Annotated in this window: 19 protein-coding genes; 13 read left to right on the top strand and 6 right to left on the bottom strand. The window is 72.4% G+C overall.

The genetic code is table 11. From position 1 onward, the window contains the following. Positions 1–49 precede the first annotated feature (49 nt). Complete coding sequence (locus tag WFH32_RS09920; protein ID WP_138824363.1) at positions 50–2,365, top strand: RelA/SpoT family protein; 2,316 nt, start codon at positions 50–52, stop codon at positions 2,363–2,365. A gap of 183 nt (positions 2,366–2,548) precedes the next feature. Beyond that, a complete protein-coding gene (locus WFH32_RS09925; protein WP_336707223.1) occupies positions 2,549–3,655 on the top strand; it encodes an ATP-dependent DNA ligase in 1,107 nt (368 codons plus the stop codon). Between the two features lie 97 nt (positions 3,656–3,752). Here the strand turns inward: WFH32_RS09925 and ligD are convergent, their stop codons facing one another. The 4 genes from ligD to WFH32_RS09945 form a co-directional block, all read right to left on the bottom strand. Then, on the bottom strand, positions 3,753–4,844 hold the full coding sequence (gene ligD, locus WFH32_RS09930; RefSeq protein WP_191797186.1) for a non-homologous end-joining DNA ligase: 1,092 nt from the start codon (positions 4,842–4,844) through the stop codon (positions 3,753–3,755). Between the two features lie 4 nt (positions 4,845–4,848). After that, positions 4,849–5,526 carry a hypothetical protein gene (locus WFH32_RS09935; protein ID WP_336707225.1) on the bottom strand — a complete coding sequence of 226 codons (678 nt, stop codon included), beginning with the start codon at positions 5,524–5,526 and terminating at the stop codon, positions 4,849–4,851. A 105-nt stretch (positions 5,527–5,631) separates the two neighbouring features. Further along, positions 5,632–7,362, bottom strand: a complete 1,731-nt coding sequence (locus WFH32_RS09940; protein WP_336707227.1) for a DUF349 domain-containing protein — start codon at positions 7,360–7,362, stop codon at positions 5,632–5,634. Next, positions 7,359–8,060, bottom strand: a complete 702-nt coding sequence (locus tag WFH32_RS09945) for a peptidylprolyl isomerase (RefSeq protein WP_336707229.1) — start codon at positions 8,058–8,060, stop codon at positions 7,359–7,361. The genes WFH32_RS09940 and WFH32_RS09945 overlap by 4 nt, the downstream gene beginning before the upstream one ends. A gap of 188 nt (positions 8,061–8,248) precedes the next feature. On the opposite strand from WFH32_RS09945, the gene WFH32_RS09950 reads away from it, so the two are divergent. The 3 genes from WFH32_RS09950 (at position 8,249) to WFH32_RS09960 (ending at position 12,962) form a co-directional block, all read left to right on the top strand. Continuing rightward, on the top strand, positions 8,249–9,076 hold the full coding sequence (locus tag WFH32_RS09950; protein ID WP_336707230.1) for an MBL fold metallo-hydrolase: 828 nt from the start codon (positions 8,249–8,251) through the stop codon (positions 9,074–9,076). A 105-nt stretch (positions 9,077–9,181) separates the two neighbouring features. Continuing rightward, positions 9,182–10,585, top strand: coding sequence for a histidine--tRNA ligase (gene hisS, locus WFH32_RS09955; protein ID WP_336707231.1), 1,404 nt, complete (start codon positions 9,182–9,184; stop codon positions 10,583–10,585). Positions 10,586–10,784: 199 nt separating this feature from the next. Then, positions 10,785–12,962, top strand: a complete 2,178-nt coding sequence (locus WFH32_RS09960; protein ID WP_336707232.1) for an intein-containing Rv2578c family radical SAM protein — start codon at positions 10,785–10,787, stop codon at positions 12,960–12,962. A gap of 24 nt (positions 12,963–12,986) precedes the next feature. Here WFH32_RS09960 and WFH32_RS09965 read toward each other — a convergent pair whose 3' ends face one another. Further along, positions 12,987–13,454 (bottom strand): PPOX class F420-dependent oxidoreductase, encoded by a 468-nt coding sequence (locus WFH32_RS09965; RefSeq protein WP_191797173.1) that lies wholly within the window; start codon positions 13,452–13,454, stop codon positions 12,987–12,989. A gap of 135 nt (positions 13,455–13,589) precedes the next feature. On the opposite strand from WFH32_RS09965, the gene aspS reads away from it, so the two are divergent. Further along, positions 13,590–15,425 (top strand): aspartate--tRNA ligase, encoded by a 1,836-nt coding sequence (gene aspS, locus WFH32_RS09970; RefSeq protein WP_336707234.1) that lies wholly within the window; start codon positions 13,590–13,592, stop codon positions 15,423–15,425. Positions 15,426–15,511: 86 nt separating this feature from the next. Next, positions 15,512–16,261 (top strand): GNAT family N-acetyltransferase, encoded by a 750-nt coding sequence (locus tag WFH32_RS09975; RefSeq protein WP_336707235.1) that lies wholly within the window; start codon positions 15,512–15,514, stop codon positions 16,259–16,261. A gap of 104 nt (positions 16,262–16,365) precedes the next feature. On the opposite strand, the gene WFH32_RS09980 is transcribed toward WFH32_RS09975, so the two are convergent. Continuing rightward, the gene (locus WFH32_RS09980; RefSeq protein WP_336707237.1) at positions 16,366–18,681 is read right to left on the bottom strand and encodes an MMPL family transporter; all 2,316 of its coding nucleotides are present in this window, start codon (positions 18,679–18,681) and stop codon (positions 16,366–16,368) included. A gap of 179 nt (positions 18,682–18,860) precedes the next feature. Here WFH32_RS09980 and WFH32_RS09985 point away from each other — a divergent pair, with 179 nt between their 5' ends. From WFH32_RS09985 to ruvX, 6 genes are all read left to right on the top strand, one after another. After that, positions 18,861–20,402 carry a replication-associated recombination protein A gene (locus tag WFH32_RS09985; RefSeq protein WP_336707442.1) on the top strand — a complete coding sequence of 514 codons (1,542 nt, stop codon included), beginning with the start codon at positions 18,861–18,863 and terminating at the stop codon, positions 20,400–20,402. Between the two features lie 334 nt (positions 20,403–20,736). Continuing rightward, the gene (gene rpsD, locus WFH32_RS09990) at positions 20,737–21,363 is read left to right on the top strand and encodes a 30S ribosomal protein S4 (RefSeq protein ID WP_191790464.1); all 627 of its coding nucleotides are present in this window, start codon (positions 20,737–20,739) and stop codon (positions 21,361–21,363) included. Positions 21,364–21,505: 142 nt separating this feature from the next. Next, positions 21,506–21,883, top strand: a complete 378-nt coding sequence (locus WFH32_RS09995) for a DUF948 domain-containing protein (protein WP_030151396.1) — start codon at positions 21,506–21,508, stop codon at positions 21,881–21,883. Next, positions 21,883–22,224: a hypothetical protein gene (locus WFH32_RS10000; protein ID WP_191797167.1), complete on the top strand. Its 342-nt coding sequence runs from the start codon at positions 21,883–21,885 to the stop codon at positions 22,222–22,224. Before WFH32_RS09995 ends, WFH32_RS10000 begins: the two co-directional genes overlap by 1 nt. 146 nt (positions 22,225–22,370) lie before the next feature. Beyond that, the gene (gene alaS / locus WFH32_RS10005; RefSeq protein WP_191797165.1) at positions 22,371–25,064 is read left to right on the top strand and encodes an alanine--tRNA ligase; all 2,694 of its coding nucleotides are present in this window, start codon (positions 22,371–22,373) and stop codon (positions 25,062–25,064) included. Between the two features lie 11 nt (positions 25,065–25,075). Next, complete coding sequence (gene ruvX, locus WFH32_RS10010) at positions 25,076–25,603, top strand: Holliday junction resolvase RuvX (RefSeq protein ID WP_336707240.1); 528 nt, start codon at positions 25,076–25,078, stop codon at positions 25,601–25,603. The last annotated feature ends 113 nt before the right edge of the window (positions 25,604–25,716 follow it).

Raw genomic sequence — 25,716 nt, forward strand, 5'->3', positions numbered from 1 at the left:
ACTCCGACGGACGTCGAGATTCTCCGGCGATCAGGGTGAGGAGGCACGCATGAGCGAAGAGACACGGACCGGTCGGTCCACGAGCGACAGCGGGCAGTCCTCGGCAGCACGGGTACGGTCGCGCTTGGTGCGGTTCGGGGTCCGGGGGAGCCAGGGAGGCATCCCCGCGCTCGAGCCCGTGCTCCAGGCGGTGCGGACCAACCACCCCAAGTCCGACCTGTCGGTCATCGAACGCGCCTACGCGACCGCGGAGAAGGCCCACCGCGGTCAGATGCGCAAGAGCGGTGACCCGTACATCACGCACCCCGTGGCCGTCGCGACGATCCTCGCCGACCTCGGCTTCGACGGCGCGACGCTCGCCGCCGCCCTGCTCCACGACACGGTCGAGGACACCGAGTACTCGCTCGACCACCTCACCGAGGAGTACGGCGAGGAAATCGCCATGCTCGTCGACGGCGTCACCAAGCTCGACAAGGTGACGTACGGCGACGCGGCGCAGGCCGAGACGGTCCGCAAGATGGTCGTGGCCATGGCCCGCGACATCCGCGTCCTGGTGATCAAGCTCGCCGACCGGCTGCACAACGCCCGGACGTGGAAGTTCGTCCCGTCGTCCTCGGCCGAGCGCAAGGCCCGCGAGACGCTCGAGATCTACGCGCCCCTCGCGCACCGCCTGGGCATGAACACGATCAAGTGGGAGCTCGAGGACCTGTCGTTCGCGACGCTCTACCCCAAGGTGTACGAGGAGATCGTGCACCTGGTCGCCGAGCGTGCGCCGGCCCGCGAGGAGTACCTCGCCGTGGTCCGCGAGCAGGTGACCGCGGACCTGCGCACCGCGAAGATCAAGGCGACCGTGACCGGGCGCCCCAAGCACTACTACTCGATCTACCAGAAGATGATCGTGCGCGGGCACGACTTCGCGGAGATCTACGACCTGGTCGGCGCACGCGTCCTCGTGGACACCGTGCGCGACTGCTACGCGGCGCTCGGAGCGCTGCACGCGCGATGGAACCCCGTCCCCGGGCGGTTCAAGGACTACATCGCGATGCCCAAGTTCAACATGTACCAGTCGCTGCACACCACGGTCATCGGCCCCGGCGGCAAGCCCGTCGAGATCCAGATCCGCACGCACGACATGCACCGCCGCGCCGAGTACGGGGTCGCGGCGCACTGGAAGTACAAGGAGGTCGCCAAGTCGAGCGGCGCTCCGGACACCGCGTCGACCGACATGCAGTGGCTGCGCCAGCTCGTCGACTGGCAGCGGGAGACTGCGGACCCCTCGGAGTTCCTCGACTCGCTGCGCTTCGAGATCGGCGGCGCGGAGGTCTACGTCTTCACGCCCAAGGGCGACGTCATCGCGCTGCCCGCGGGCTCGACGCCCGTCGACTTCTCCTACGCGGTGCACACCGAGGTCGGCCACCGCACCATGGGTGCGCGCGTCAACGGGCGTCTCGTCCCGCTTGACTCCAAGCTGGAGAACGGCGACGTCGTCGACGTCCTGACGTCCAAGTCGGAGACCGCGGGCCCCAGCCGCGACTGGCTCGCCTTCGTCAGCAGCCCGCGCGCCCGCAACAAGATCCGCCAGTGGTTCTCCAAGGAGCGCCGCGAGGAGGCCGTCGAGCACGGCAAGACCGCGATCGCCAAGGCCATGCGCAAGCAGAACCTGCCGATCCAGCGCCTGCTCAGCCACGAGTCCCTCGTGGGTCTCGCGAACGAGATGCGCTACCCCGACGTCTCGGCGCTCTACGCGGCGATCGGCGAGGGCCAGGTCTCGGCCGCGAGCGTCGTGCAGAAGCTCGTGCACGCCCTCGGCGGCGAGGACGGCGCGTCGGAGGACCTGGCGGAGATCACGCGCCCCGGGCACACGGCCCGCCGCCCCCGCACGGGCGACCCGGGCGTGGTCGTCAAGGGCGTGGACGACATCTGGGTCAAGCTCGCCAAGTGCTGCACCCCGGTGCCGGGCGACGAGATCATCGGCTTCATCACGCGCGGGCAGGGCGTCAGCGTCCACCGCGCGGACTGCGCCAACGTCGTGGGGCTGCGCAACCAGCCCGAACGCATCGTCGACGTCGACTGGACCACGGGCAGCAACGCGCTGTTCCTGGTGCAGATCCAGGTCGAGGCGCTCGACCGTGCTCGCCTGCTCTCGGACGTCACGCGAGTCCTGTCGGACCACCACGTCAACATCCTCTCGGCGACGGTCTCGACCTCGAACGACCGGGTCGCGATGTCCCGCTTCGTGTTCGAGATGGCCGAGCCGGGCCACCTGGCCACGGTCCTGTCCGCGGTGCGCAAGGTCGACGGCGTGTTCGACGTCTACCGCATCACGGGCTCCAAGGCCGAGGAGAGGCCCCCGCTCCCGGCCTGACCCGGCGTCCCCGAGCGGAGTGCACGGCCCGACGGCGTCGCTCGCCGGGGTGCCCGTCGCCCGGGGCCGTACCGCCCGGGCGAGCGAGGCTGACCAGGCCGAGCGACGTCGTCGGGCATCAGGCGCGAGCCGGGACTGCTTGCTCGACAGGTGCCCGCACGCCCCCGGTGGCAGCATCGGGGGATGGACCTGCCCGTGCTGCCGCCCACGCTGCCCATGCTCGCGAAGTCCGTCTCGGGCGTCCCGGACCCCGCCGCGGTCGAGGGCGGCCTGGTGTTCGAGCCCAAGTGGGACGGCTTCCGGGCGATCGTCTACCGTGACGGCGACGAGGTGCGCCTCGACAGCCGCAGCGCCAAGCCCATGGAGCGGTACTTCCCGGACGTCGTGGCGGCCGTGCTCGACGCCCTGCCCGAGCGGTGCGTGGTCGACGGGGAGATCGTGCTCGCGCAAGGGGGGCGGCTCGACTTCGAGGCGCTCCAGCAGCGCATCCACCCCGCGGCCTCGCGCGTCGCGCGCCTGGCCGAGGAGACCCCGGCGAGCCTCGTGGTGTTCGACCTGCTGGCCCTGGGCGACGACGACGTCACGGCCGAGCCCCTGAGCCGCCGCCAGGAGCTGCTCGAGGGCCTGGGGCTCGACGGTCCGCACGTGCACCTGACCCCGCGCACGACCGACCGAGCGGTGGCAGAGGAGTGGTTCGCCGTGTTCGAGGGGGCGGGCCTCGACGGGGTCGTCGCCAAGTCTCTCGCGGCCCCCTACCAGCCGAACAAGCGCGTCATGCTCAAGGTCAAGCACGAGCGCACGGCCGACGTCGTGCTCGCGGGGTACCGGCTGCACAAGACCTCGACCCCCGAGGAGCCGCTCCTGGGCTCGCTGCTCCTGGGGCTGTACGACGACGAGGGGGCGCTGCAGTTCGTCGGGGTCGCGGCGTCGTTCCCGCGGGCGCGCCGGGCCGAGCTCGTCGCCGAGCTGGCCCCGCTCGTGCTCGCCCCGGACAGCCGCGACGCAGGCGAGCACCCCTGGGCCGGGTGGGAGAGCCCCGGCACGGGCCGCATGCCCGGTGCACAGTCGCGCTGGAGCGGCACGAAGGACCTGTCGTTCGTGCCGCTGCGGATCGAGAAGGTGCTCGAGGTCGCGTACGACCACATGGAGGGCAGCCGGTTCCGGCACACCGTCCAGCTGCGGCGCTGGCGCACCGACCGTGAACCGTCCTCGTGCACGTACGACCAGCTCGAGGAGCCCGTGAGCTATCGCCTCGACGAGCTGCTGCCGGGGGCGCCGGGAGTGGCATGAGCGGGCGCCCGGGCGCACCTGCCCGCAGCGACGGGGCTGTGCGTGCCGCAGGAGGCGCTCCAGGCCTCCTTCTCGGCGCGAGCGGGGCGGACAGGGGTCAGGCGCCCTGGGTGTCCTCGTCGTGCCGTGAGGCGTCCTTGCTGGGCTGCACGCGCTTGGGCTCGCCGGGCATCTTGGGGTGCTCGGGCGGGTAGGGCAGGTCGCCCAGGCCGTGGTCGCGCTCGTCGCGCGCCGCGAGCTCGAGGGTCTGCTCGAGCGAGAACCGCGGCTCGGGGGCCGCCGCGTCGAGGCGCGCGTGCAGGTCGCCCACCTCCGCGAAGCGCGCGGGCATGGTCAGCACGTCGAAGTCGTCCGGCCCGACGTCGGGCACCTCCTCCCAGCGCAGCGGCGCCGAGACCGTGGCCCGGGCGTTGGAACGGATCGAGTACGCCGAGGCGATCGTGCGGTCGCGCGCCATCTGGTTGTAGTCGACGAAGATCTTGACCCCGCGCTCCTCCTTCCACCACTTCGTCGTGACCTGGTCGGGCAGGCGGCGTTCGAGCTCGCGCCCGATCGCGATCGTCGCCCGGCGCGCCTGCACGAAGCTCCACCGCGGCTCGACCGGGACGAACACGTGCAGCCCGCGGCCGCCCGACGTCTTGGGAAAGCCCTCCAGCCCGAGCTCGCCCAGCAGCTCGCGCAGGTGCGGGGCGACGCGCGCGGCGTCGGAGTAGTCGGTGCCGGGCTGCGGGTCCAGGTCGATGCGGAGCTGGTCGGGGGACTCCACGTCCGCGCCCGTCACGGGCCAGGGGTGGAAGGTCAGGGTGCCGAGGTTGGCCGCCCACAGCACGACGGCGAGCTCGGTGGGGCGCACCTCGTCGGCCGTGCGGCCGCTCGGGAACGCGATCCGGGCCGTCTCGACGTAGTCCGGGGCTCCCTGGGGGATGCGCTTCTGGTAGAACGCGTCGCCGCTGTTGTCGGTGCGGGTGCTCAGCCGTGCACCCTCGAAGACTCCCTTGGGCCAGCGTTCGAGCGTCGTGGGACGATCGCGCAGCGCCGCGAGGATGCCCGGCCCGACCGACTGGAAGTATGTGACGACGTCGAGCTTGGTCAGCCCGCGGCCGGGGAAGACGACACGGTCGGGGCTCGTGACGCGCACGGTGCGCCCGTCGACGTCGAGCTCGACCGCCGGAGTCGTGGAACGAGGCATCCCCTCACGGTAGACGCGGGGCCGTCCCGGCGCCCGCCGGCAGCCCGTCGGCCCGCGGTGGGGATGCGACCGACAGGTCCGTGAGCAGCGCCCGGGCCCGCGGTCGCCCTGTGCGGCGGTGGCGCAGGTCGAGGCCCCGCAGGGCCGCGCCGACGTCCAGACCGGCCAGCTCCACCAGTGCTCGCAGGACGGGGACCGCGAGCCGAGGGTCCGTCAGGCATGCGACGTCCACCGCGGTCCGCTCGACGCTCGTCACGAGGACCGTGCCGAGCTCGACCGTCTCGGGGCGCAGCAGGGCGCTCTGGCGCGCGACCCGGCCGTGGTGCGGCGGCGGGCGGTGGACGCCGAGCGGGTGGACGACCTCGACCACGCCGTCGTCCGGGACCCCGCAGTGGACCCACGCGGCGCTCGTCCCGCCGACCACGGTGCGCGGGGGCACGAGAGGTGCCAGGGAGAGGGCGCGGACGGCGGCGGTGACCTCCGTCGTCGGGCGGACCGCGGCGTCACCCCGGACCCGGACGAGCGCACCGCACCGGACCAGGTCCGTCCAGGCGACGCGGCCGCCCACGTGCTCCGGGCGGACCAGGAGCGGGGCGTCCTCGACCGGGACGTCCATGGCGACGTCCGCGGGCGTGCGCGCGCGGGCCGGGGGAGCGGCAGGGAGCGAGAGCAGCGTGGTCACGGCCCCCAGCCTGACGCTCGGGCCGTGCATGCGCGAGGGGCCCGCGCGAGCCTGTGGACAAGGCGTTCGTCCACAGGCCCGCGCGGGCCCCTCGGTGGTGCAGGATCAACCGCGCGAGTCCTCGGCAGCCTTGACGACCTGCTCGAGCCACGCACGACGAGCCGTGATCGCCGACTCGATCTCGGCGACCTTGCGCTTGTCGCCCTTGGCCGTCGCAGCAGCCAGGTCCTCCTCGAGGCCCGCGATCGCGGACTCGAGCTGGGCGGCAGCCCCCTCGGCGCGGGCGCGCGTCTCCGGGTTCGAGCGCGACCACTGCGACTGCTCGGCGTCACGGACAGCGGTCTCGACCGCACGCAGGCGGGCCTCGACGCGCTGGACGTCGGCACGCGGCACCTTGCCCGCGTCCTCCCACTTCTCCTGGATGTCGCGCAGCGCGACCTTGGCCTGGGCCAGGTCCGTGACCGGCACGAGCTTCTCGGCCTGCTCCAGCAGCGCCTCCTTGACCACGAGGTTCTGCGCGTACTCGGCGTCCGTAGCGGCATTGAGCTCGTCACGGGCCTGGAAGAACGCGTCCTGGGCCGCACGGAAACGCGCCCACAGGGCGTCGTCGTCGCGACGGTTGGCGCGCCCCGCGGCCTTCCACTCGGTCATGAGGTCGCGGAAGGCACCCGCCGTCGCGCCCCAGTCCGTGCTGTTCTGCAGGGCCTCGGCACGCTGGACCAGCTTCTCCTTGACCTCCTTGGCCGAGGAGTTGCGCTGCTCGAGCTCGGCGAAGTAGTGCCGGCGCTCGCGGTCGAAGGCCGTCCGGGCGTGGCTGAAGCGCTTCCAGAGCGCCTCCTCGCTCGTCCGGTCGATCCTCGGCCCGTTGCGCTGGGCGTCCTTCCACTGGTCGAGGAGCTTGCGCAGCTCCTCGCCCGCCGGGCGCCACTGGATGCGCGACGGGTCGGTCGAGGCGATCTTCTCGGCAGCCTCGATGATCTCGGTGCGTGCCGCGAGCGCCGCCTCCTTGGCCGCGTTGCGCTCTGCCTCGAGCTCGGCGCGGCGCGAGGCCGCGACGGTGCGCAGGGACTCGACGTGTGCGCGCAGGCCGTCGAGGTCGCCCACGGCGGACGGCTCGGCGGTCTCCTCGGTGAGCTTGGCGAGGGTCGAGTCGATCTCCTTGACGGACAGGTCCGTGCCGGTCAGGCGCGCCTCGAAGAGGGCGACCTTGGCCTGGAGGTCGAGGTAGCGGCGCACGTACAGCGCGAGCGCCTCCTCGGGGGTGACGCCGGGGAACTGCCCGACGCTGCGCTCGCCCGCTGCCTCGGTCACGTAGACCGTGCCGTCTTCGTCGACGCGGCCGAAGCCCGCGGCGGCCTTGGCGGCCGCGCTGTCGTCGGGGATGACGGCCGCGGCGGCGGCCGGGGCGATGGTCGCCGCAGCCGCGGCGGCGGGGGTCGGGGTCCCCGGCCTGGGGGGACGCGGGACCGGGATCGCGCTCGGCTTGGGGGCCGCCGAGGGCCTGGGTACGGCGGCCGGCTGGGGTGCCGGTGCGGCCTCGGCCGGGGCCTCGTCCTGGGCGGTCTCGGCCTCGGTCACCTCTTCGGGCGCTGCGGTCTCGGCCTCGGCCGGGGCGTCGGGCGTCTCGGCAGGAGTCTCGTCCGTGACGGGCGCGGCGTCCTCGTCGCTCGCTGCGGCGGGCGCGTCCGTCGTGGCCTCGGGCGCGTCGGTCGCGTCGGTCGCGGGCGCGGCCTCGGTCGGTTCAGCGACCGCCGGCACCTCGACCTGCTCCGTCGCGGGGGCCTCCTCGGATGCCTGCGCCGGAGAGTTCGCGTGGTTCTCGGTGCTCTCGCTCACTGGGTCTCAACTCCTTCGATGGTGACCGGGGTCGCGGGGGAGCCGTTGCCGGTCCCGTCCGCTGTGCCCGCGTCAGCGACTGCTCGGACGACGTCCAAGCCGGATGTGATCTTGCCGAAGACGGTGTAACCGCCCGTGGTGGTCGGCAAGGTGGTGTCCTCGTAGACGAGGAAGAACTGGCTGCCCATGGTGTCGGTACCGGCCTCGGTCCGTGCCATGGCGATGGTGCCCGCCGGGTAGAGGCCGTCCTCGGGGGCGTTCTCGACGGGCCCGAAGTCGTAGCCGGGCCCCCCGGTGCCGGTGGGGTCACCGCACTGCAGGATGAAGATGCCCTCGGTCGTGAGGCGGTGGCAGTCGGTCCCGTCGAAGTACTCTTCGCGGGCGAGCGAGACGAAGTTCGCGACGGCCTGCGGGGCGGCCTGCCCGTCGAGCGTGAAGGCGACGTCGCCCGCGCTGGTCCGTAGCTCGCCGGTCCACGCGCGGTCCTGGGCGGCCGAGGGCGGGGCGAGCGTGTACGTCTTGTCGGGGGTGTTGGCGTTGATGGCGAGCACGGTCACGCCGGCGACGACCGCGACGCCGGAGACCGCCCCGGCGATCGTCCACGCCCGACGACGGCGGGCGCGAGCATCCGTCTGGCGCTGGGTCCACTTCTGCTCACGCAGGCGGGCACGCTCGCGTTCGCGCTTGCTCGTTGACACCCCAACTCCTTCGTCTCACGCCACGGGCAGGTCCGCGTGCCGGCGCGAAGGCGCGTACTTGCACGGGTGATCCACGGTTTCAGAGGACAGTCTAGGCATCGGGAGCGGTCCGGCGCGGTGACTTTCCGCCTTTCAGGTCACGGTCCGGTATCAGGTGTCCTGTTTGTGAGGTCGGTACTGTCCTTGCCATGGACATCTTCCTCGTGGTCGCCCCCGTGTTCGGGACCAACTGCACGATCGTCGCGCCCGGGTCGCGGGACGCCGTGCCCGACGGCGTCCCGCGCCCGTGCGTGATCGTCGACGCGGGGGCAGGGGTCGTCCCGGGCGTCACGGCGCTCGTGCGCGAGCACGGGCTGTCTCCGACCGCGGTCCTCGCGACGCACGGGCACGCCGACCACACGTGGGACGCCGCGGAGCTCTGCGACCTCTACGGGGTGCCGCTGTGGATCCATGCGGCCGACGCCTACCGGCTCCCTGACCCGCTGGGCACGATCGAGCACGGGACCTCGGCGGACGGACCTCTCACGAGCGGGCCGCTGGCCGCCGCGCTCGCGGCAGGCGGCGCCCGGATCGAGGACTACCGGGAACCGGGCGAGGTGCGGACGTTCGGCTCGGGCGGTGGGTCCGGCGCCTGGGTGGCGCCCGGTCCCGACGGCGGGTCGGTGGTCGACCCGCGCGTCCGGCTCGACCTGGGCGGCGTCCTGGTCGACGCGCTGCACGCGCCGGGCCACACCCAGGGGTCCACGCTCTACCTCCCGGTCGCCGCGGGGGACGAGGACGGCGGCGGCGGCGCGGGCGACGGCCAGGCGGCCGGGGTCGTGCTCGCCGGGGACGTCCTGTTCGCAGGGTCCGTGGGACGGACCGACCTGCCCGGCGGAGACGGCGAGACGATGCAGCGAACCCTGCGCGACGTCGTCGGGCACCTCGACGAGGCCCTCCAGGTGGTCCCCGGCCACGGCCCCCTCACCACGGTCGGCCGCGAGCGCCGCACCAACCCGTACCTGCGCGGACTGTGAACCGACGCGTCCCGGACGGTCCGACCGGGACGCGCGGGGCCGGGACCGTCCGTCGTCGCGGGTGGATTGCTCGTTCGGTTCGCGAGTCTGGAAGGATCGGGTCCCATGGCCCGACCTACACCTCTCTCCGGTTTCCCTGAATGGCTCCCTGCTGGACGCGTCGTGGAGCAGCACGTGCTCGACACGCTGCGTCGCACGTTCGAGCTCCACGGGTTCGCGGGGATCGAGACGCGGGCCGTCGAGCCCCTGGACCAGCTGCTGCGCAAGGGCGAGACCTCCAAGGAGGTGTACGTGCTGCGCCGCCTCCAGGAGGAGGCCGACCTGGTCGATGGAGCCGCGGGGGACCGGGGCGGCAAGGGCGACAAGCAGCTCGGCCTGCACTTCGACCTGACCGTGCCTTTCGCGCGGTACGTGCTGGAGAACGCCGGGCACCTGGCGTTCCCGTTCAAGCGGCACCAGATCCAGAAGGTGTGGCGCGGCGAGCGCCCGCAGGACGGGCGTTTCCGCGAGTTCGTGCAGGCGGACATCGACGTGGTGGGTGCGGGCGAGCTGCCCTACCACTTCGAGGTCGAGCTGCCGCTGGTCATGGCCGAGGCGTTGGGCGAGCTGCGCTCGATCGGCGTGCCCGAGGTCCGCATCCTGGTGAACAACCGCAAGGTCGCCGAGGGCTTCTACCGCGGGCTGGGCCTGGACGACGTCGAGGGCGTGCTGCGCAGCATCGACAAGCTGGACAAGATCGGGCCGGACAAGGTCGCGGCGCTGCTGGTCGCCGAGACCGGCGCGACGCCCGAGCAGGCGGCGGCGTGCCTGGCGCTCGCGGCGGTCTCCGGCTCGGACGCGACCGTCGCGGAGCGGGTGCGGGCGCTCGCGGCCGAGCACGGCGTGACGTCGGAGCTCCTCGAGGAGGGGCTGCTGGAGCTGTCGGCGCTGATCGACGCGGCGGCCGTGCGCGCGCCGGGCGTCGTGGTCGCGGACCTGAAGATCGCGCGTGGCCTGGACTACTACACGGGCTCGGTCTACGAGACCGTGCTGGTGGGGCACGAGCAGCTCGGGTCGATCTGCTCGGGCGGGCGCTACGACACCCTGGCCTCCGACGGCGCGAACACCTATCCGGGCGTGGGGCTCTCGATCGGGGTCTCGCGCCTCGTCTCGCGGCTGCTGAGCGCGGGCCTGGTCCGTTCGACGCGGTCGGTGCCCAGCGCGGTGGTGGTCGCGGTGACGAGCGAGGAGACGCGGCCTGCGTCGGACGCGGTCGCGGTCGTGCTGCGCTCGCGCGGCATCCCGGTCGAGGTTGCACCGAGCGCGGCGAAGTTCGGCAAGCAGATCAAGTTCGCGGACCGCCGCGGCATCCCGTTCGTGTGGTTCCCTGCGGGGATCGGCGCGGACGGCGAGGTCGTGCCGCACCAGGTCAAGGACATCCGCTCGGGCGAGCAGGTCGCTGCGGACCCGGCGGTGTGGGCGCCGTCCGTGCAGGACCTGTGGCCGCGCGTGGTGCCGGCGGGGGAGTGAGCCCGCTGCGCGGGCGCTGACCCGGACGTGCGTGAGGCCCGGCAGGGAATCCCCTGCCGGGCCTCACGCGTGCGTGCGCGTGTCGCCGACGCCGGGCCGGAGGTCGACCGGCGGTCCGTGCGTGAGGGATGGGCTGAGTCGTCGGAGGCTGCCGCCGACAGTGTCGACAACCGGTTCGAACATGTGTTCGAATAGTGCGATGAGGTGGGACAGGCAGGCGATCACGGCGGACGACGGCGCGCTGCCCGGGCTCGGGCGCATGGCGGGGCTGGTGCGGACCGTGCGCACCCCGGAGTTCGCCGGTGTCACGTTCCACGAGGTGCTCGCCAAGAGCGCGCTGTCCAAGGTGCCGGGGGAGTCCCGCATGCCGTTCACCTGGACGATCAACCCGTACCGCGGATGCTCCCATGCGTGCTCATACTGCCTCGGCCCCGACACGCTCATCCTTCGTGGTGACGGGCGTCAGGTGCCGTTGCGTGACATCCGGGCGGGCGACCAGGTCGTAGGTACCGAGGTCCGAGGTCGGTACAGGCGCTATGTCCTCACGACCGTCGAAGACGTCTGGGCGACACGCAAGCGAGCCTTCTCCATCACGCTCGAGGACGGGACGCGTCTCATGGCGAGCGGTGATCACAGGTTTCTCACGGACCGCGGCTGGAAGCATGTCGTCCCCGGTGAGTGCGGGGCGGGGCAGCGACCACATCTGACGACGAACAACAAGTTGATGGGATTCGGGACGGGCGATCTGGAGAAGCACTCGGCCCCCCGGGACGACGCGGCCTACCGGCGCGGCTATCTCACGGGCATGATCCGTGGCGACGGGATGCTGCTCAGGAGGACCTACCGGCGCCGCGGCGGGAACCCCAACAACGTGAGCATGTTTCGGCTCGCACTGGCGGACCGGGAAGCCCTCGACAGATCGCGTGACTTTCTCGAGCAGGCGGGCATCACCACCACGATGCGACCGTTTAGCCCCGGGTCCACCACGAGACGATCGATCATGGCCATCTTCACGTCCAGGTCCGCGCACTTCGACGCGATCCAGGCGCTCATCAGCTGGCCGCCAGAGGTGGAGCGCGAATGGGCCATCGGCTATCTTGCGGGGATCTTCGACGCGGAGGGCAGCTGCTCGCAGGGGGTGCTGCGCATCTCGAACATGGACGAAGAGATCCTCACTCGCATCACCCGAGCGCTCACGGTGATCGAGGTTCCGTTCGTGCGCGAGCCGCCCAGGGAGAACGGGGTCTCCAGCATCAGGGTCGTGGGCGGCCTGGCGGCGCGAATGCGGTTCTTCAGGATCGTCGATCCTGCGATCAGCAGGAAGCTCGCGGTGACCGGGCGTGCCGTGAAGTCGGACGCGCCGCTCATGGTCCGGTCGGTCGAGGACACCGGGGAGGAACGCGACCTCCTCGACCTTACGACGGGGACCGGGGACTTCATCGCGAACGGCGTCATTAGCCACAACTGCTTTGCGCGCCCCTCGCACCGCTACCTCGACATGAACCCCGGCGAGGACTTCGACAGCCAGATCGTCGTCAAGATGAACGTCGCCGACGTGCTGCGCACCGAGCTCGCCAAGCCGTCCTGGACGGGCGACGCGGTCGCGCTCGGCACCAACACCGACCCGTACCAGCGCGCCGAGGGACGCTACCGGCTCATGCCGGGGATCATCGACGCGCTCGAGACCTCGCGCACGCCGTTCTCGATCCTCACCAAGGGCACGCTCCTGCGCCGCGACCTGCCGCGCCTGACGCAGGCGGCCGAGCGCGTCGACGTCGGCATCGGCGTCTCCCTGGCCTTCGTCGACGAGGACCTCCAGCAGGCCGTCGAGCCGGGCACGCCCACGCCGCGCGCCCGCCTCGACCTCATCCGCGCCGCCCGGGCGGCAGGGCTGCCGTGCGGGGTCATGATCGCCCCCGTGCTGCCATGGCTGACGGACTCGACCGACCACCTCACGCGCCTGCTCGACGCGGTCCACGAGGCGGGTGCGACGGGCGCGACGGTTCTCCCGCTCTTCCTCAAGCCCGGCACCCGCGAGTGGTTCATGGCCTGGCTGCGCCGCGACCACCCCGAGCGGGTCGCGGGCTACGAGCGCGTCTACGCGGGCGGGTCGTACGCGAGCCGCGCGTACCGCGACTGGTTGTGGGCCCGGGTACGGCCGCTGCTCGTCGAGCGCGGATTCGCGAGCGCCGGTCACCGGGCACAGGCACGCACGTCGGGCCACGCCCGGACCGCCTGGCACCCGGAGACCTCTGACGACAGAGCGCGGCACGACGAGGGGGCCTATCCGGCCGGGAGCCTGGTCCAGCGCCTCGGGCCCGGTCCCGTGACCCGCCCACCGGGGGATCCGGCGAGCACCGCCGAGGTCCTCTTCTAGGTCCTCGGGCGTGGTCCCTGACGCTCAGTCCTGCGCCAGCCGTGCCGGGAACCCACCCGTGGCCACGGGCCCCCAGCCCGTGATGGTCACGCGCAGCAGCGACTTGCCCTGCGCGACCATGGCCTCGCGGTACTCGTCCCAGTCGGGGTGCTCCCCGGCGACCGACCGGTAGTACTCGACGAGGGGCTCGACCGAGTCGGGCAGGTCGATCACCTCGGCCGTGCCGTCGACCTGCACCCAGGCGTCGTCGAAGTCCTCGCCCAGGACGCACAGCGACGCGGCGGGGTCGCGCCGCAGGTTCACGGCCTTGGCGCGGTCGGGGTAGGTCGAGACGACGACGCGCCCCTCGCCGTCGACCCCGTACGTCACGGGGCTCATCTGCGGGGCGCCGCTCGCGCGCCGGGTGAGCAGCACGGCCCGCCGATCGGCGCGCAGGAACTCGACGAGCTCGGCGCGCCCGAGCCGTTCGGTGGTCGCGATCCGCCTGGCCATGGTGCCTCCCGGGGGGTTCTCCTGAACGTGGTCCGCCCACAGACTAGACTCGTCCGAGTGCGTCGTCTGCGCACTCCCCACTCCCATCCCGGGACGCCACTGTGCGCCCCGGCATGTTCCGGAAGGACTCTCTCCGTGCTTCGCACCCACACAGCCGGCTCCCTGCGGGCCGAGCAGATCGGTCAGACCGTCACCCTCACCGGTTGGGTCGACCGACGCCGCGATCACGGTGGGGTGGCCTTCATCGACCTGCGCGACGCCTCCGGCATCGCCCAGGTCGTCATCCGCGACGAGTCGATCGCGCACCCGCTGCGCGCCGAGTTCGTGCTCCAGGTCACCGGTGTGGTCTCCCGTCGCCCCGAGGGCAACGAGAACAAGAACCTCCCCACGGGTGAGGTCGAGGTCGTGGTGAGCGACGTCGTCGTGCTCAACGAGTCCGCGCCCCTGCCCTTCCAGGTCTCCACGGCCCTCGAGGGCACCGAGGTCATCGGCGAGGAGGCGCGCCTCAAGCACCGCTACCTCGATCTGCGCCGCCCCACCCCGGCCCACGCCCTGCGCCTGCGCGCCAAGGCCAACCAGGCCGCGCGCCGCGTGCTCGACGAGCAGGACTTCGTCGAGATCGAGACCCCGACCCTGACGCGTTCGACGCCCGAGGGCGCCCGCGACTTCCTGGTCCCCGCACGCCTGGCCCCCGGCTCCTGGTACGCGCTGCCGCAGTCCCCGCAGCTCTTCAAGCAGCTGCTCATGGTCTCCGGCATGGAGCGCTACTACCAGATCGCCCGCTGCTACCGCGACGAGGACTTCCGCGCGGACCGTCAGCCCGAGTTCACGCAGCTCGACGTCGAGATGAGCTTCGTCGAGCAGGACGACGTGATCGCGCTCGGCGAGAAGATCCTCGTCGCGCTGTGGGACCTCATCGGGTACAAGATCCCCACGCCGATCCCGCGCATGACGTTCCACGACGCGATGCGCCTGTACGGGTCGGACAAGCCGGACCTGCGCTTCGGCAACCCGCTCGTCGAGCTCACGGACTACTTCAAGGACACCCCGTTCCGCGTCTTCCAGGCCGAGTACGTGGGCGCCGTCGTCATGGCGGGCGGGGCCTCGCAGCCGCGCCGCCAGTTCGACGCCTGGCAGGAGTGGGCCAAGCAGCGCGGGGCCAAGGGCCTGGCGTACGTGACGTTCCAGGAGGACGGGACCCTCGCGGGCCCGGTCGCCAAGAACCTGTCCGACGCCGAGCGCGAGGGCCTGCGCGACGCGACCGGCGCGCAGCCGGGCGACGCCGTGTTCTTCGCGGCGGGCAGGACGAACGAGTCGCGCGCCCTGCTGGGCGCGGCCCGTCAGGAGATCGCGAAGAGAGCAGGCCTGATCGACAGCCCGGAGTCGCCTGACGCCTGGGCGTTCGTCTGGATCGTCGACGCCCCGCTGTTCAAGCCCACGGGCGAGGCCGCCGACGAGGGCGACGTCGCCCTCGGCAACTCGGCCTGGACCGCGGTGCACCACGCGTTCACCTCGCCCACGCCCGAGTGGATCGACACGTTCGAGCAGAACCCGGGCGAGGCGCTCGCCTACGCGTACGACATCGTGTGCAACGGCAACGAGATCGGCGGCGGCTCGATCCGTATCCACCGCCGTGACGTCCAGGAGCGCGTGTTCGCGGTCATGGGCATCGGCGAGGAGGAGGCACAGGAGAAGTTCGGCTTCCTGCTCGACGCCTTCGCGTTCGGCGCCCCGCCCCACGGCGGCATCGCGTTCGGCTGGGACCGCATCGTGGCGCTGCTGACGAAGTCGGACTCGATCCGCGACGTCATCGCGTTCCCCAAGTCGGGCGGCGGGTTCGACCCGCTCACGCAGGCGCCCGCGCCGATCACGGCGCAGCAGCGCAAGGAGGCGGGCGTCGACGCGAAGCCGAAGGCCGCGCCCGACGCCGCGGCCGGGTCCGAGGCTCCTGCCGCCGCCGGGAAGGCGTGAGCGCCCCGGACACCCGCACGCAGGCAAGGACGCTGGGAGGCTCGACCGGTCTGAGGGACCGGTGGGCCTCCCACCCCTTTGTCCTGGTGGACCTCCCCGAGTGGGACGTGCGCGGGGTGTGGCAGGACGAGCACGCGTGCGTCCTGAGCGTGGCGGCACCGGTCCCCCTGGGGGAGGGCAGCGTGCCCGACGACGGCGCTCACCACCGGCGCGTCGGGCTGTGGGGCATGGGATCGCCCGAGGCGACCGCGAACCTGCTGGCGCGTGTCGCCCAGGACGGTGGGCTCGGTGAGCACGTCGTGAGCGCGGGCCTGCCGCGCGGGACCCTCACGGTCCTGGGGGACCGGTGCGACTACCTGCCGGCGATCCTGCGTGATCCCGAGCGTGAGCGCTCGGTCTCGACGTGGGACTTCTTCGCGACCCGCGAGGCCCCCGCCGCCCAGCCGGGCGAGGACCGCGTCGAGGCGTTGACCGGCCCGTCGGTCGCGGCCGAGGTCCGGGCGTGCCTGGACGTGGCGAACCCGCTCGCCGAGACGAGCCCCGAGGACCCGCTCGTCCGCTGGTGGGGCTGGCGCGACACCCAGGGCGTGCTGCGCGGGGTCGTCGGCGCCCGCCAGGCAGCACCGGGTGCGCCGTGGTCGCTGGGCAGCATCGCGACCGACCCGGCGTGGCGCGGGCACGGCATCGCCGCGGCGACCACGGCCGTCGTGACCCGTGCCGGGCTCGCCGAGTCCGACTGGGTGACGTTGGGCATGTACGCCGACAACGACGCCGCCCGCCGCGTCTACACCCGCCTGGGCTACGCCGTCGTGCAGGAGTTCGAGAGCCGGCGCTGAGCCCAGCCCGCTCTCGTGTGCCGTCGAGTGCGGAGTATTTGTCGGGAACGCCCGTCGTTCTCGACAGCTGCTCCGCACTCAGCGACTGGGCGCGGCCACCCGGGTCAGTGGGTGATCGAGAACCTCGAGTACAGCCGTCTCAGGTGCTTGGGCGCCCACCAGTTGGCCCGGCCCAGCAGCGTCATCGTCGCGGGCACCAGCAGGATGCGCACGATCGTCGCGTCGATGAACACCGCCACGGCCAGCGCGAACCCGACCTCCTTGATCACGAGCAGCTCGCCGAACACGAACCCCGCGAACACCACGATGATGATGGCCGCGGCCGAGGTGATGATGCGCCCCGAACGCTGCAGCCCCAGGCGGACCGCCTCGTCGTTCGACAGGCCCGCGTCGTGCAGCTCCTTGATGCGGGACAGCAGGAACACCTCGTAGTCCATGGCCAGCCCGAACGCGAACGCGACGACCAGGGCCACGACGTACGTCTCGATGCCGCCCGCCGACGCGAAGTCGAGCACCCCTTCCAGGTGCCCCTCCTGGAACACCCACACCAGCACGCCCAACGACGCGGCGAGCGACAGCGCGTTCGTCAGGAGCGCCTTGACGGGGATGAGCACGGACCCTGTCATGAGGAACAGCAGCACGAACGTCGCGACCACCACGATCCCCACGGCCCACCACACCCGGTCCGCGAGCGCCGCCCGGAAGTCGACCTGCCCGGCGGCCTGCCCGGTGACGTAGAACGTGAACCCGGGGTCCTGGGCGCGCAGCTCCTCGATGACGGCGACGGCCTCGGGGCCGCCCGCGTCGGCGGCGGCGAGGTGGACCCCGACGAGCGCGTGGTCGTCGCCGACCGGGACCGCGGGGTCGACCCGCTCGACGCCGTCGAGGCCCGCGATCTCGTCGGCCCAGGCCTGGGCGTCCTCGGTCGTGGAGTCGGTCACGACGCGCACGTCGGCGCTCGCGGACGCGGGGAACTGGGCGGAGAGCTCGTCGACGAACTCGCGCTGGGGGGAGCTCTGGGGCAGCAGCTCGATGCCGGAGTTGCGCATCTGCAGGCCGAGGACCGGTAGCGCGAGCACCACCAGGACGGCGACGGTGGCGAGCATGACCCACACCGGGTGGCGCTGGACGCGGCCGATGAGCCGGGAGAAGAAGCCCTCGTCGGACTGGACGTCGGCCGTGCGGGCCAGGACGGCGCGCAGCCCGGGGACCTTGCTCAGGACGCCGGGCCGGACGAGCCGGTGGCCCGCGAGCGCGAGCAGGGCGGGCACGAGGGTCATGGCGGTCGCGACGGCGATGAGGATGACGGCGAGCCCGGCAGCGCCGATGGCGCGCAGGATGTCGGGCTCGAAGACCATGAGGCCCGCGATCGAGATCGCGACGGTCAGCGCCGAGAAGGCCACGGTGCGGCCCGCGGTGGCCATGGTGCGTACGACAGCGGCCGTCACGTCGGCGTCGCGGCGACGCGAGCGCCGGGTCCCGCGGGTCGTCCGGGACGCACCCGCAGTGTCGGGACCGGGCTCCGCGGCCGGTGTGGCGTCCCCGGGGGACGTGGCGCGCCCCGGGGACGCGTCGTCGAGCGCGTGCAGCTCCTCGCGGAAGCGGGACACGATGAGCAGCCCGTAGTCGATCGAGAGCCCCAGGCCCAGCAGCGTGACGACGTTGACGACGGACGCGTCGATGGTCAGCGGGTAGGACAGGACGAGGAGGACGCCGAGCCCGGCGCCGATCGAGGCGATGGCCCCGGCCATGGGCATCGCGGCCGCGAGGAACCCGCCGAAGACCAGGACCATGACGAGCAGCGCGATGGGCAGGGCGATCATCTCGCCCGTCGTGAGGTCCTTCTCGACCTGGGAGGTGATGGCCTCGACGATCAGGTCGTTGCTCGACACGAGCCCGGTCGCGTCGGGGGCCACGTCGGCGAGGTCAGCGGGGACGGCCTCGAGGATCTCGACGACGTCGGTCGCGGCCGCGGCCTGGGCGTCCTCGTCGAGGCCCGGCTCGAGCGTCACGGACAGCACGAACCCGTCGCCGTCGGCCGCGACGAGCGACTGCGCGGCCTCGGTCTCGACGCCGCCGGGGATCACGAACGGGTCGACGACCGTCTCGACGCCGGCGACCGCGGCGAGCTCCTGGTGCACGGGGTCCATGGCCTCGGCGAGGGCCGGGTCCGCGGGGTCGACCCCGCTCACGAGGAGCGAGACGGTCTCGCCCGTCTCCGTCTGCTCGGTGAGGATCTCGGTGCCGCGCTCGCTCTGCGAGCCGGGGACCGACGGTTCGCCCGTGGTCAGGCGGTCGAACAGGCTCTCGCCGTGGACGCCCACGACGGCGAGGGCGAACCCCAGGGCGGTCAGCACTACCCACACGGCGACGGTCAGGCGGGGACGGTGGGCGACGGCGCGGCCAAGGCTCTCGAACACCCCGTCAGCATGGCACCTCGCGCGGGGCTGCGCCGGGCCGTGCACAGCGTGGGCGCACACCTCTCACGGAGCGCTACGCGACGGCTTCACACGCGCCGACACGGTGCGGCGCGGTACGGAGGCGCAGCGTGTCACGCCGTGTCGGTGGGGGTGCGTAGGCTCGGAGCATGCTTCCCGGGATGGACCTGTTCGACGCCGCGACCTCAGGCACCCAGGGGACTCCTCGTCCAGGACCTGGCGCGCCGCTGGCCGTGCGCATGCGCCCGTCCGCGCTCGACGAGGTCGCCGGCCAGGAGCACCTGCTCGTCGCCGGATCGCCGCTGCGCCGCCTCATCGAGGTGGACGGGCCGGGCGCCTCGCGCGCGGCGCCGGGCTCGGTCATCCTGTGGGGCCCGCCGGGCACGGGCAAGACGACCCTCGCGTACCTCATCGCCACGACCTCGGGCCGGCGCTTCGTCGAGCTCTCGGCCGTGACCGCGGGCGTCAAGGACGTGCGCCAGGTCATCGACGACGCGCGCCGCCGACTCGCGACGGGCGGCGAGGAGACCGTCCTGTTCATCGACGAGGTCCACCGCTTCTCCAAGTCCCAGCAGGACGCGCTGCTGCCCAGCGTGGAGAACCGCTGGGTCACGCTCGTGGCGGCCACGACCGAGAACCCGAGCTTCTCGGTCAACTCCCCGCTGCTCTCACGCTCGCTCCTGCTCACGCTCAAGCCCCTCACGTCGGGCGACGTGCGCGCCCTGGTGCACCGGGCGCTCGTCGACGAGCGCGGGCTGGGCGGGGCCGTCGCCCTCGCGGAGGAGGCCGAGGAGCACCTGGTCCGCCTCGCGGGCGGCGACGCCCGCAAGGCCCTGACCATCCTCGAGGCCGCGGCGGGTGCCGCGCTCTCGGAGGTCCCGGACGCCCCCGTCCGCACCACGGACCGGCCCGACGACGACGCGCCCGCCGCGAGCGACGCCGTCGGGCAGGGCGACGCACCGGGGCAGGGCGAGGCGCACGGAGAGGGTGAGGGTGCCGGGACGCCCGACGAGGAGACCGCGTCCGCGGCGGCGGACGAGGAACCCCCGGCGCGCGCCGAGCCCGGGGCCGTGGTCGTCGACCTCGAGACCATGGAGCGCGCGATCGACGTCGCCGCCGTCCGCTACGACCGCGACGGCGACCAGCACTACGACGTCACGAGCGCCTTCATCAAGTCGGTGCGCGGCTCCGACGTCGACGCCTCGCTGCACTACCTCGCGCGCATGATCGCCGCGGGGGAGGACCCGCGGTTCATCGCCCGGCGCATCGTCATCTCGGCCGCGGAGGACGTCGGCATGGCCGACCCCAGCGCGCTGCAGACCGCGGTCGCCGCAGCCCAGGCCGTCGCGCTCATCGGCATGCCCGAGGCCCGCATCATCCTCGCGGAGGCCGTCGTGCACCTCGCGACCGCGCCCAAGTCCAACGCGGCCTACCTCGGGATCGACGCGGCGCTCGCGGACGTGCGCGCGGGCAAGGTCGGGACGGTGCCCGCGCACCTGCGCGACGCGCACTACGCGGGAGCCAAGGAGCTGGGGCACGGCAAGGGGTACAAGTACGCGCACGACGCCCCGCACGCGGTCGCGCGCCAGCAGTACCTGCCCGACGTCCTGCAGGGCACGCGCTACTACACGCCGACCGACCGCGGGTTCGAGCGGTCCGTGACCGAGCGCCTCGACCGGATCCGGCAGATCCTCGGGGACTGACAGGCCCTGACACGCCCTGACAGGCCCTGCGGCGGCCCGCCAGGAAGCGCGTCGTGCACGTCCGTCAGGGGCGCTCACCAGGCCTCGGGTCAGGCCTCGCACCAGGCGAGGGACCGGGCCTCGCGCCCGGTGCGGTAGACTTCTCAGGTTGTCTCCGCCCGTCAGGGCAGCGGCAACCGCCTGGGACCTCGGCCCCGCAGCCCCGCACGTCATCCTCGACCTCGCGTCGACGGGTGGGCATCCTCACGGATCGCGGCGGCTCATCGGCTGGTCCCGCACCCGGCAATCCGCACGGGTGTGACGTCAAGTACACACGACAGGACAGGAACACACTGTGTCTTCAGTGACTCGTTCGCGCCGCCAGGTTCGCCTGAGCCGCGCGCTGGGCCTCGCGCTCACGCCCAAGGCCGTCAAGCACTTCGAGAAGCGCCCCTACCCGCCCGGTGAGCACGGCCGCGCCCGTCGCCGCACCGAGTCGGACTACGCGGTGCGTCTTCGCGAGAAGCAGCGTCTGCGCGCCCAGTACGCGCTCCGCGAGAAGCAGATGGCTCGCGCCTACGAGGACGCTCGCAAGGACGCCGGTCTGACCGGTGAGGCCATGGTCGAGAACCTCGAGACGCGTCTCGACGCGCTCGTGCTGCGTTCGGGCTTCGCCCGCACCATCCTGCAGGCGCGCCAGGCCGTCGGCCACCGCCACATCCTCGTCGACGGCAAGATCGTCGACCGCCCCTCGTTCAAGGTGAAGCCGGGTCAGACGATCCAGGTCAAGCCGAAGAGCCAGGCCACCACGCCGTTCCAGGTCGCCGCCGCCGGTGCGCACCGCGACGTCCTGCCGGCCGTCCCGGCCTACCTCGACGTCCAGCTCGAGAAGCTGAGCGCCGTCCTGGTGCGTCGCCCCAAGCGCGTCGAGGTCCCCGTGACCTGCGAGGTCCAGCTCGTCGTCGAGTACTACGCTCGCTGATCCTCCTGCGCGGCTGGCGCCGCGCGCCGTGCACGAACGCCTCGCTCACCGCTTCGACGGGGAGCGAGGCGTTCGTGCATCCGGGTAAGGTTTCGCGAGGCGTGCCGTCCGTCGCGTCGCGCCGTCGAAGGAGGAGCAGGAGATGTCCGTAGGAGATGTGGCCGGGCTGATCGCCGCCATCGCATTCGTGCTGCTGGTCGGGGTCCTCGCGGTTCCTCTGGTCAAGCTCGGCCGGGTGCTCGACGAGGCCCGCGTGAGCATCAAGGAGGTCACGGACCACTCGGTGCCGATCCTCGACGAGGCCGCCACGACCGTGGCCACGACGAACAGCCAGCTGGTCAAGGTCGACACGATCACGACGTCCGCGGCGCAGGTCAGCGAGAACGTCTCGGCCCTCACGGGCCTGTACGCGGCGACCTTCGGGGCGCCGCTCGTGAAGGTCGCGGCGTTCACGTACGGCGTGCGCCAGGCGTTCGCGCGGGCCTCGGGCCGCTCGTCCGGACCTCGGACCGGTCGCTGATGCGTCGGGTGTTCTGGGTCGGCGTCGGCGTCGCCATCACCGTGGTCGTCGTCGTCAAGGGGCGACAGGTGATCGCGCGCTACGCCCCCGCCTCGCTCGTCGACCAGGCCACCGACCAGGTCAACTCGATCGGGGAGAAGGCCACGAGCTTCGTGTCCGTCTTCCGGGAGGAGTTCCGCACCGCGCGTGACGCGCGCGAGGCCGAGCTGCTCGCGTCCCTGCTCGCCGAGGGCCAGCCGGACCCCGACGACGTGCGCGCGGCCCGTGCGGCGCGCCGCGAGCGCGCGGGGGAACCCGGCGTCGACGACGACGAGGACCTGCTCGGGTACTCGTTCTACTGATCCACCCACCAGGCCTGCTTCCGCCCGCGCGGCGTGCGTCGCGCGCACAGGAGGGAAGCACGCCGGGAACATACTTGTTCTAGCCGGTGCCGCCCGCCTCCAGCGGCGCGCCCGGGCCGTTCCGTCTCCGACTTCCGAAGGACATCATGCGTACCGCCGAGATCCGCAAGCGTTGGCTCGACTACTTCGCCGCCCAGGACCACACCGTCGTGCCCTCGGCGTCGCTCATCTCGCCGGACCCCTCGACGTTGTTCACCATCGCGGGCATGGTGCCGTTCATCCCGTACATGACGGGCGAGCAGACGGCGCCGTGGGCCCGCGCGACGAGCGTGCAGAAGTGCGTGCGAACCCTCGACATCGACGACGTGGGCAAGACCACGCGCCACGGCACGTTCTTCCAGATGAACGGCAACTTCTCGTTCGGGGACTACTTCAAGGAAGGTGCGATCACCTACGCCTGGGACCTCATCACGCGGTCGCAGGACGACGGCGGGTACGGCATCCCCGAGGACAAGATCTGGGTCACCGTCTTCCACGAGGACGACGAGGCGCGCCAGCTCTGGAAGAAGATCGCGGGGCTGCCGGACGAGCGCATCCAAGGCCTCGGCATGGGACCGAACTACTGGTCCACGGGTGCCCGCGGGCCTGCCGGTCCCTGCTCGGAGATCTTCTACGACCGCGGCCCGGCCTACGGCCCCGACGGTGGACCCGCGATCGACCTCGCGGGCGACCGGTTCCTGGAGATCTGGAACCTCGTCTTCATGCAGTACGAGCGCGGTGACGGCGGGACCAAGGAGTCCTTCCCCATCCTGGGCGAGCTCACGAAGAAGAACATCGACACCGGCATGGGTCTCGAGCGCGTCGCGTTCGTCCTGCAGGGCGTCGACAACATGTACGAGATCGACGAGGTCTTCCCCGTCATCGCCGCGGCCCAGGAGCTCTCGGGCAAGCGCTACGGCGCCGACGTCGACGACGACGTGCGCATGCGCGTGGTCGCCGACCACGTGCGCTCGGCCCTGATGATCATCAGCGACGGCGTGCGCCCCTCGAACGAGGGCCGCGGCTACGTGCTGCGCCGTCTGCTGCGCCGCTCGGTGCGCGCGATGCGCCTGCTGGGCGTCGAGGACCCCGCGCTGCCGCAGCTCTTCCCCGTCTCGCGCGACGCCATGCAGGCCTCCTACCCGGAGGTCGGTGCCGACTTCGAGCGCATCTCGCAGATCGCCTACGCCGAGGAGGAGGCGTTCCGCCGCACCCTGACCTCGGGCACCACGATCCTGGACACCGCGGTCGCGGCCGCCAAGACGAACGCGGGCTCGGGCGGCACACCCGTGCTGCCCGGCGACCAGGCCTTCGCCCTGCACGACACGTACGGCTTCCCGATCGACCTGACCCTCGAGATGGCCGCCGAGCAGGGCGTCCAGGTCGACGAGAAGGCGTTCCGCGCCCTCATGCAGGAGCAGCGCACCCGTGCGCGCGCCGACGCGCTCGCCAAGCGCACGGGCGGGGTGGACACCGCGGCCTACGAGGCGCTGCAGGGCGAGCTCGCCCGTCCGGTCGAGTTCCTGGGCTACACGGACGCCACGGCCTCGGTCAACGTCGTGGGCCTCCTGGTCGACGGCGTGCCCTCCCCGGCCGCGACGGCCCCGGCCGACGTCGAGGTCGTCCTCGACCGCACGCCGTTCTACGCCGAGGCCGGTGGCCAGCTCGCCGACCACGGCACGATCGTGCTCGACGGCGGCGCGACCATCGAGGTCGACGACGTGCAGCGCCCCATCAAGGGCTTCTCGGTCCACCGTGGACGCCTCGTCGAGGGCGTCGTGGCGCTGGGCGACCCGGGCACCGCGCAGATCGACACGGCGCGCCGCAAGGCGATCAGCCGCGCCCACACCGCGACGCACATGATCCACAAGTCCATCCAGGAGGCCCTGGGCAAGGAGGCGACGCAGGCCGGCTCGGAGAACGCCCCGAGCCGTATCCGCTTCGACTTCCGCGCCTCGAGCGCGGTCCCCGCAGGGGTGCTGTCCGAGGTCGAGGAGCGGGTCAACACCCAGCTCGCCGAGAACCTCGAGGTCACGGACAAGGTCATGCCCATCGCGGAGGCCCGGGCGCTGGGCGCCATGGCGCTGTTCGGCGAGAAGTACGGCGACCAGGTGCGCGTGGTCTCGATCGGCGGCGACTGGTCGCGCGAGCTGTGCGCGGGCACGCACGTCAAGCAGTCCGGTCAGCTCGGTCTGGTCACGCTGCTCGGCGAGTCCTCGATCGGCTCGGGCGTGCGCCGTGTCGACGCGCTCGTCGGCGACGGGGCCTACGGCTTCCAGGCCAAGGAGCACGCGCTCGTGGGACAGCTCACGGGCCTGCTGAACGTGCGTACCGAGGAGCTCCCGGACCGGGTCGGCTCGCTGGTCTCGCGTCTGCGGGACGCCGAGAAGGAGCTCGCGGCGCTGCGCCAGGCCCAGCTCCTCGCGGCCGCCGCGAACCTCGCAGCGGGCGCGGAGACCGTCGGTACGGTGCGCGTCGTCGTGCACGACGCCGGTGAGGTCGCCTCCGCGGACGACCTGCGCGCCCTCGCGCTCGACGTGCGCGGCCGTCTCGCGGACTCGGCGCCGAGCGTCGTCGCCGTCGGTGGCGTGAGCAAGGACCGTCCGCAGGTCGTCATCGTGACGAACGCACCGGCCCGTGAGGCCGGCCTGCGTGCGGGCGCGCTCGCGAAGAAGGCGTCGGGCGTGCTCGGCGGCGGCGGTGGCGGCAAGGACGACATGGCCCAGGGTGGCGGCACGGACGTGTCCGCCCTCCCGGCGGCTCTCGCGGGCATCCGCGACGACGTCGCCTCGGCGCTCTGAGCGCGCACCCGATGACGGTCGACCACCAGGCGGGCGCCCCTCTCCCGAGGGGGGCCCGCCTGGGCGTCGACGTGGGCAGCGTGCGTGTGGGGCTCGCCGCGAGCGACCCCGACGGCCTCATCGCGACCCCCGTCGAGACCCTTCCCCGGGACACGAAGACACAGCCCTCGGCTTCCGACGACGCGGTGGTCACCTTCCCGAGCGACGTCGCGCGGATCGCGACGGAAGTGGAGGAACGGGGTGCACGTGTGGTGTACATCGGGCTTCCTCGACACCTTTCCGGCGCGGAAGGTGCCGCTACCGCGGCCGCACGTGCGTACGCTGGACTGGTGGCACGTGCCGTCGCGCCGGTCCCGGTGCACCTCGTCGACGAACGTATGACGACCGTGAGCGCCCACCAGGCGCTGCGGGCGTCGGGGCGCGCCGGGCGCAAGCAGCGCTCTGTCGTCGACCAGGCGGCGGCAGTTATCATCCTCCAGACCGCTCTGGACCGCGAGCGGAGCGCGGGGGCGCGCGCCGGAGAGTACGTAGAACGTTGATCGTTGCGTCGTGGCAAGGACCGCCGCGCGCACACTCGTCAGGAGGCAGCCTCCCGTGACCGACCTATTCGACCGCCCACCGGTGCAGCAACAACCACCGTCGCGGGCGACCC

Origin of the sequence: Oerskovia sp. USHLN155 (assembly GCF_037145535.1) — a bacterium.
Lineage (GTDB): Bacteria > Actinomycetota > Actinomycetes > Actinomycetales > Cellulomonadaceae > Oerskovia > Oerskovia rustica.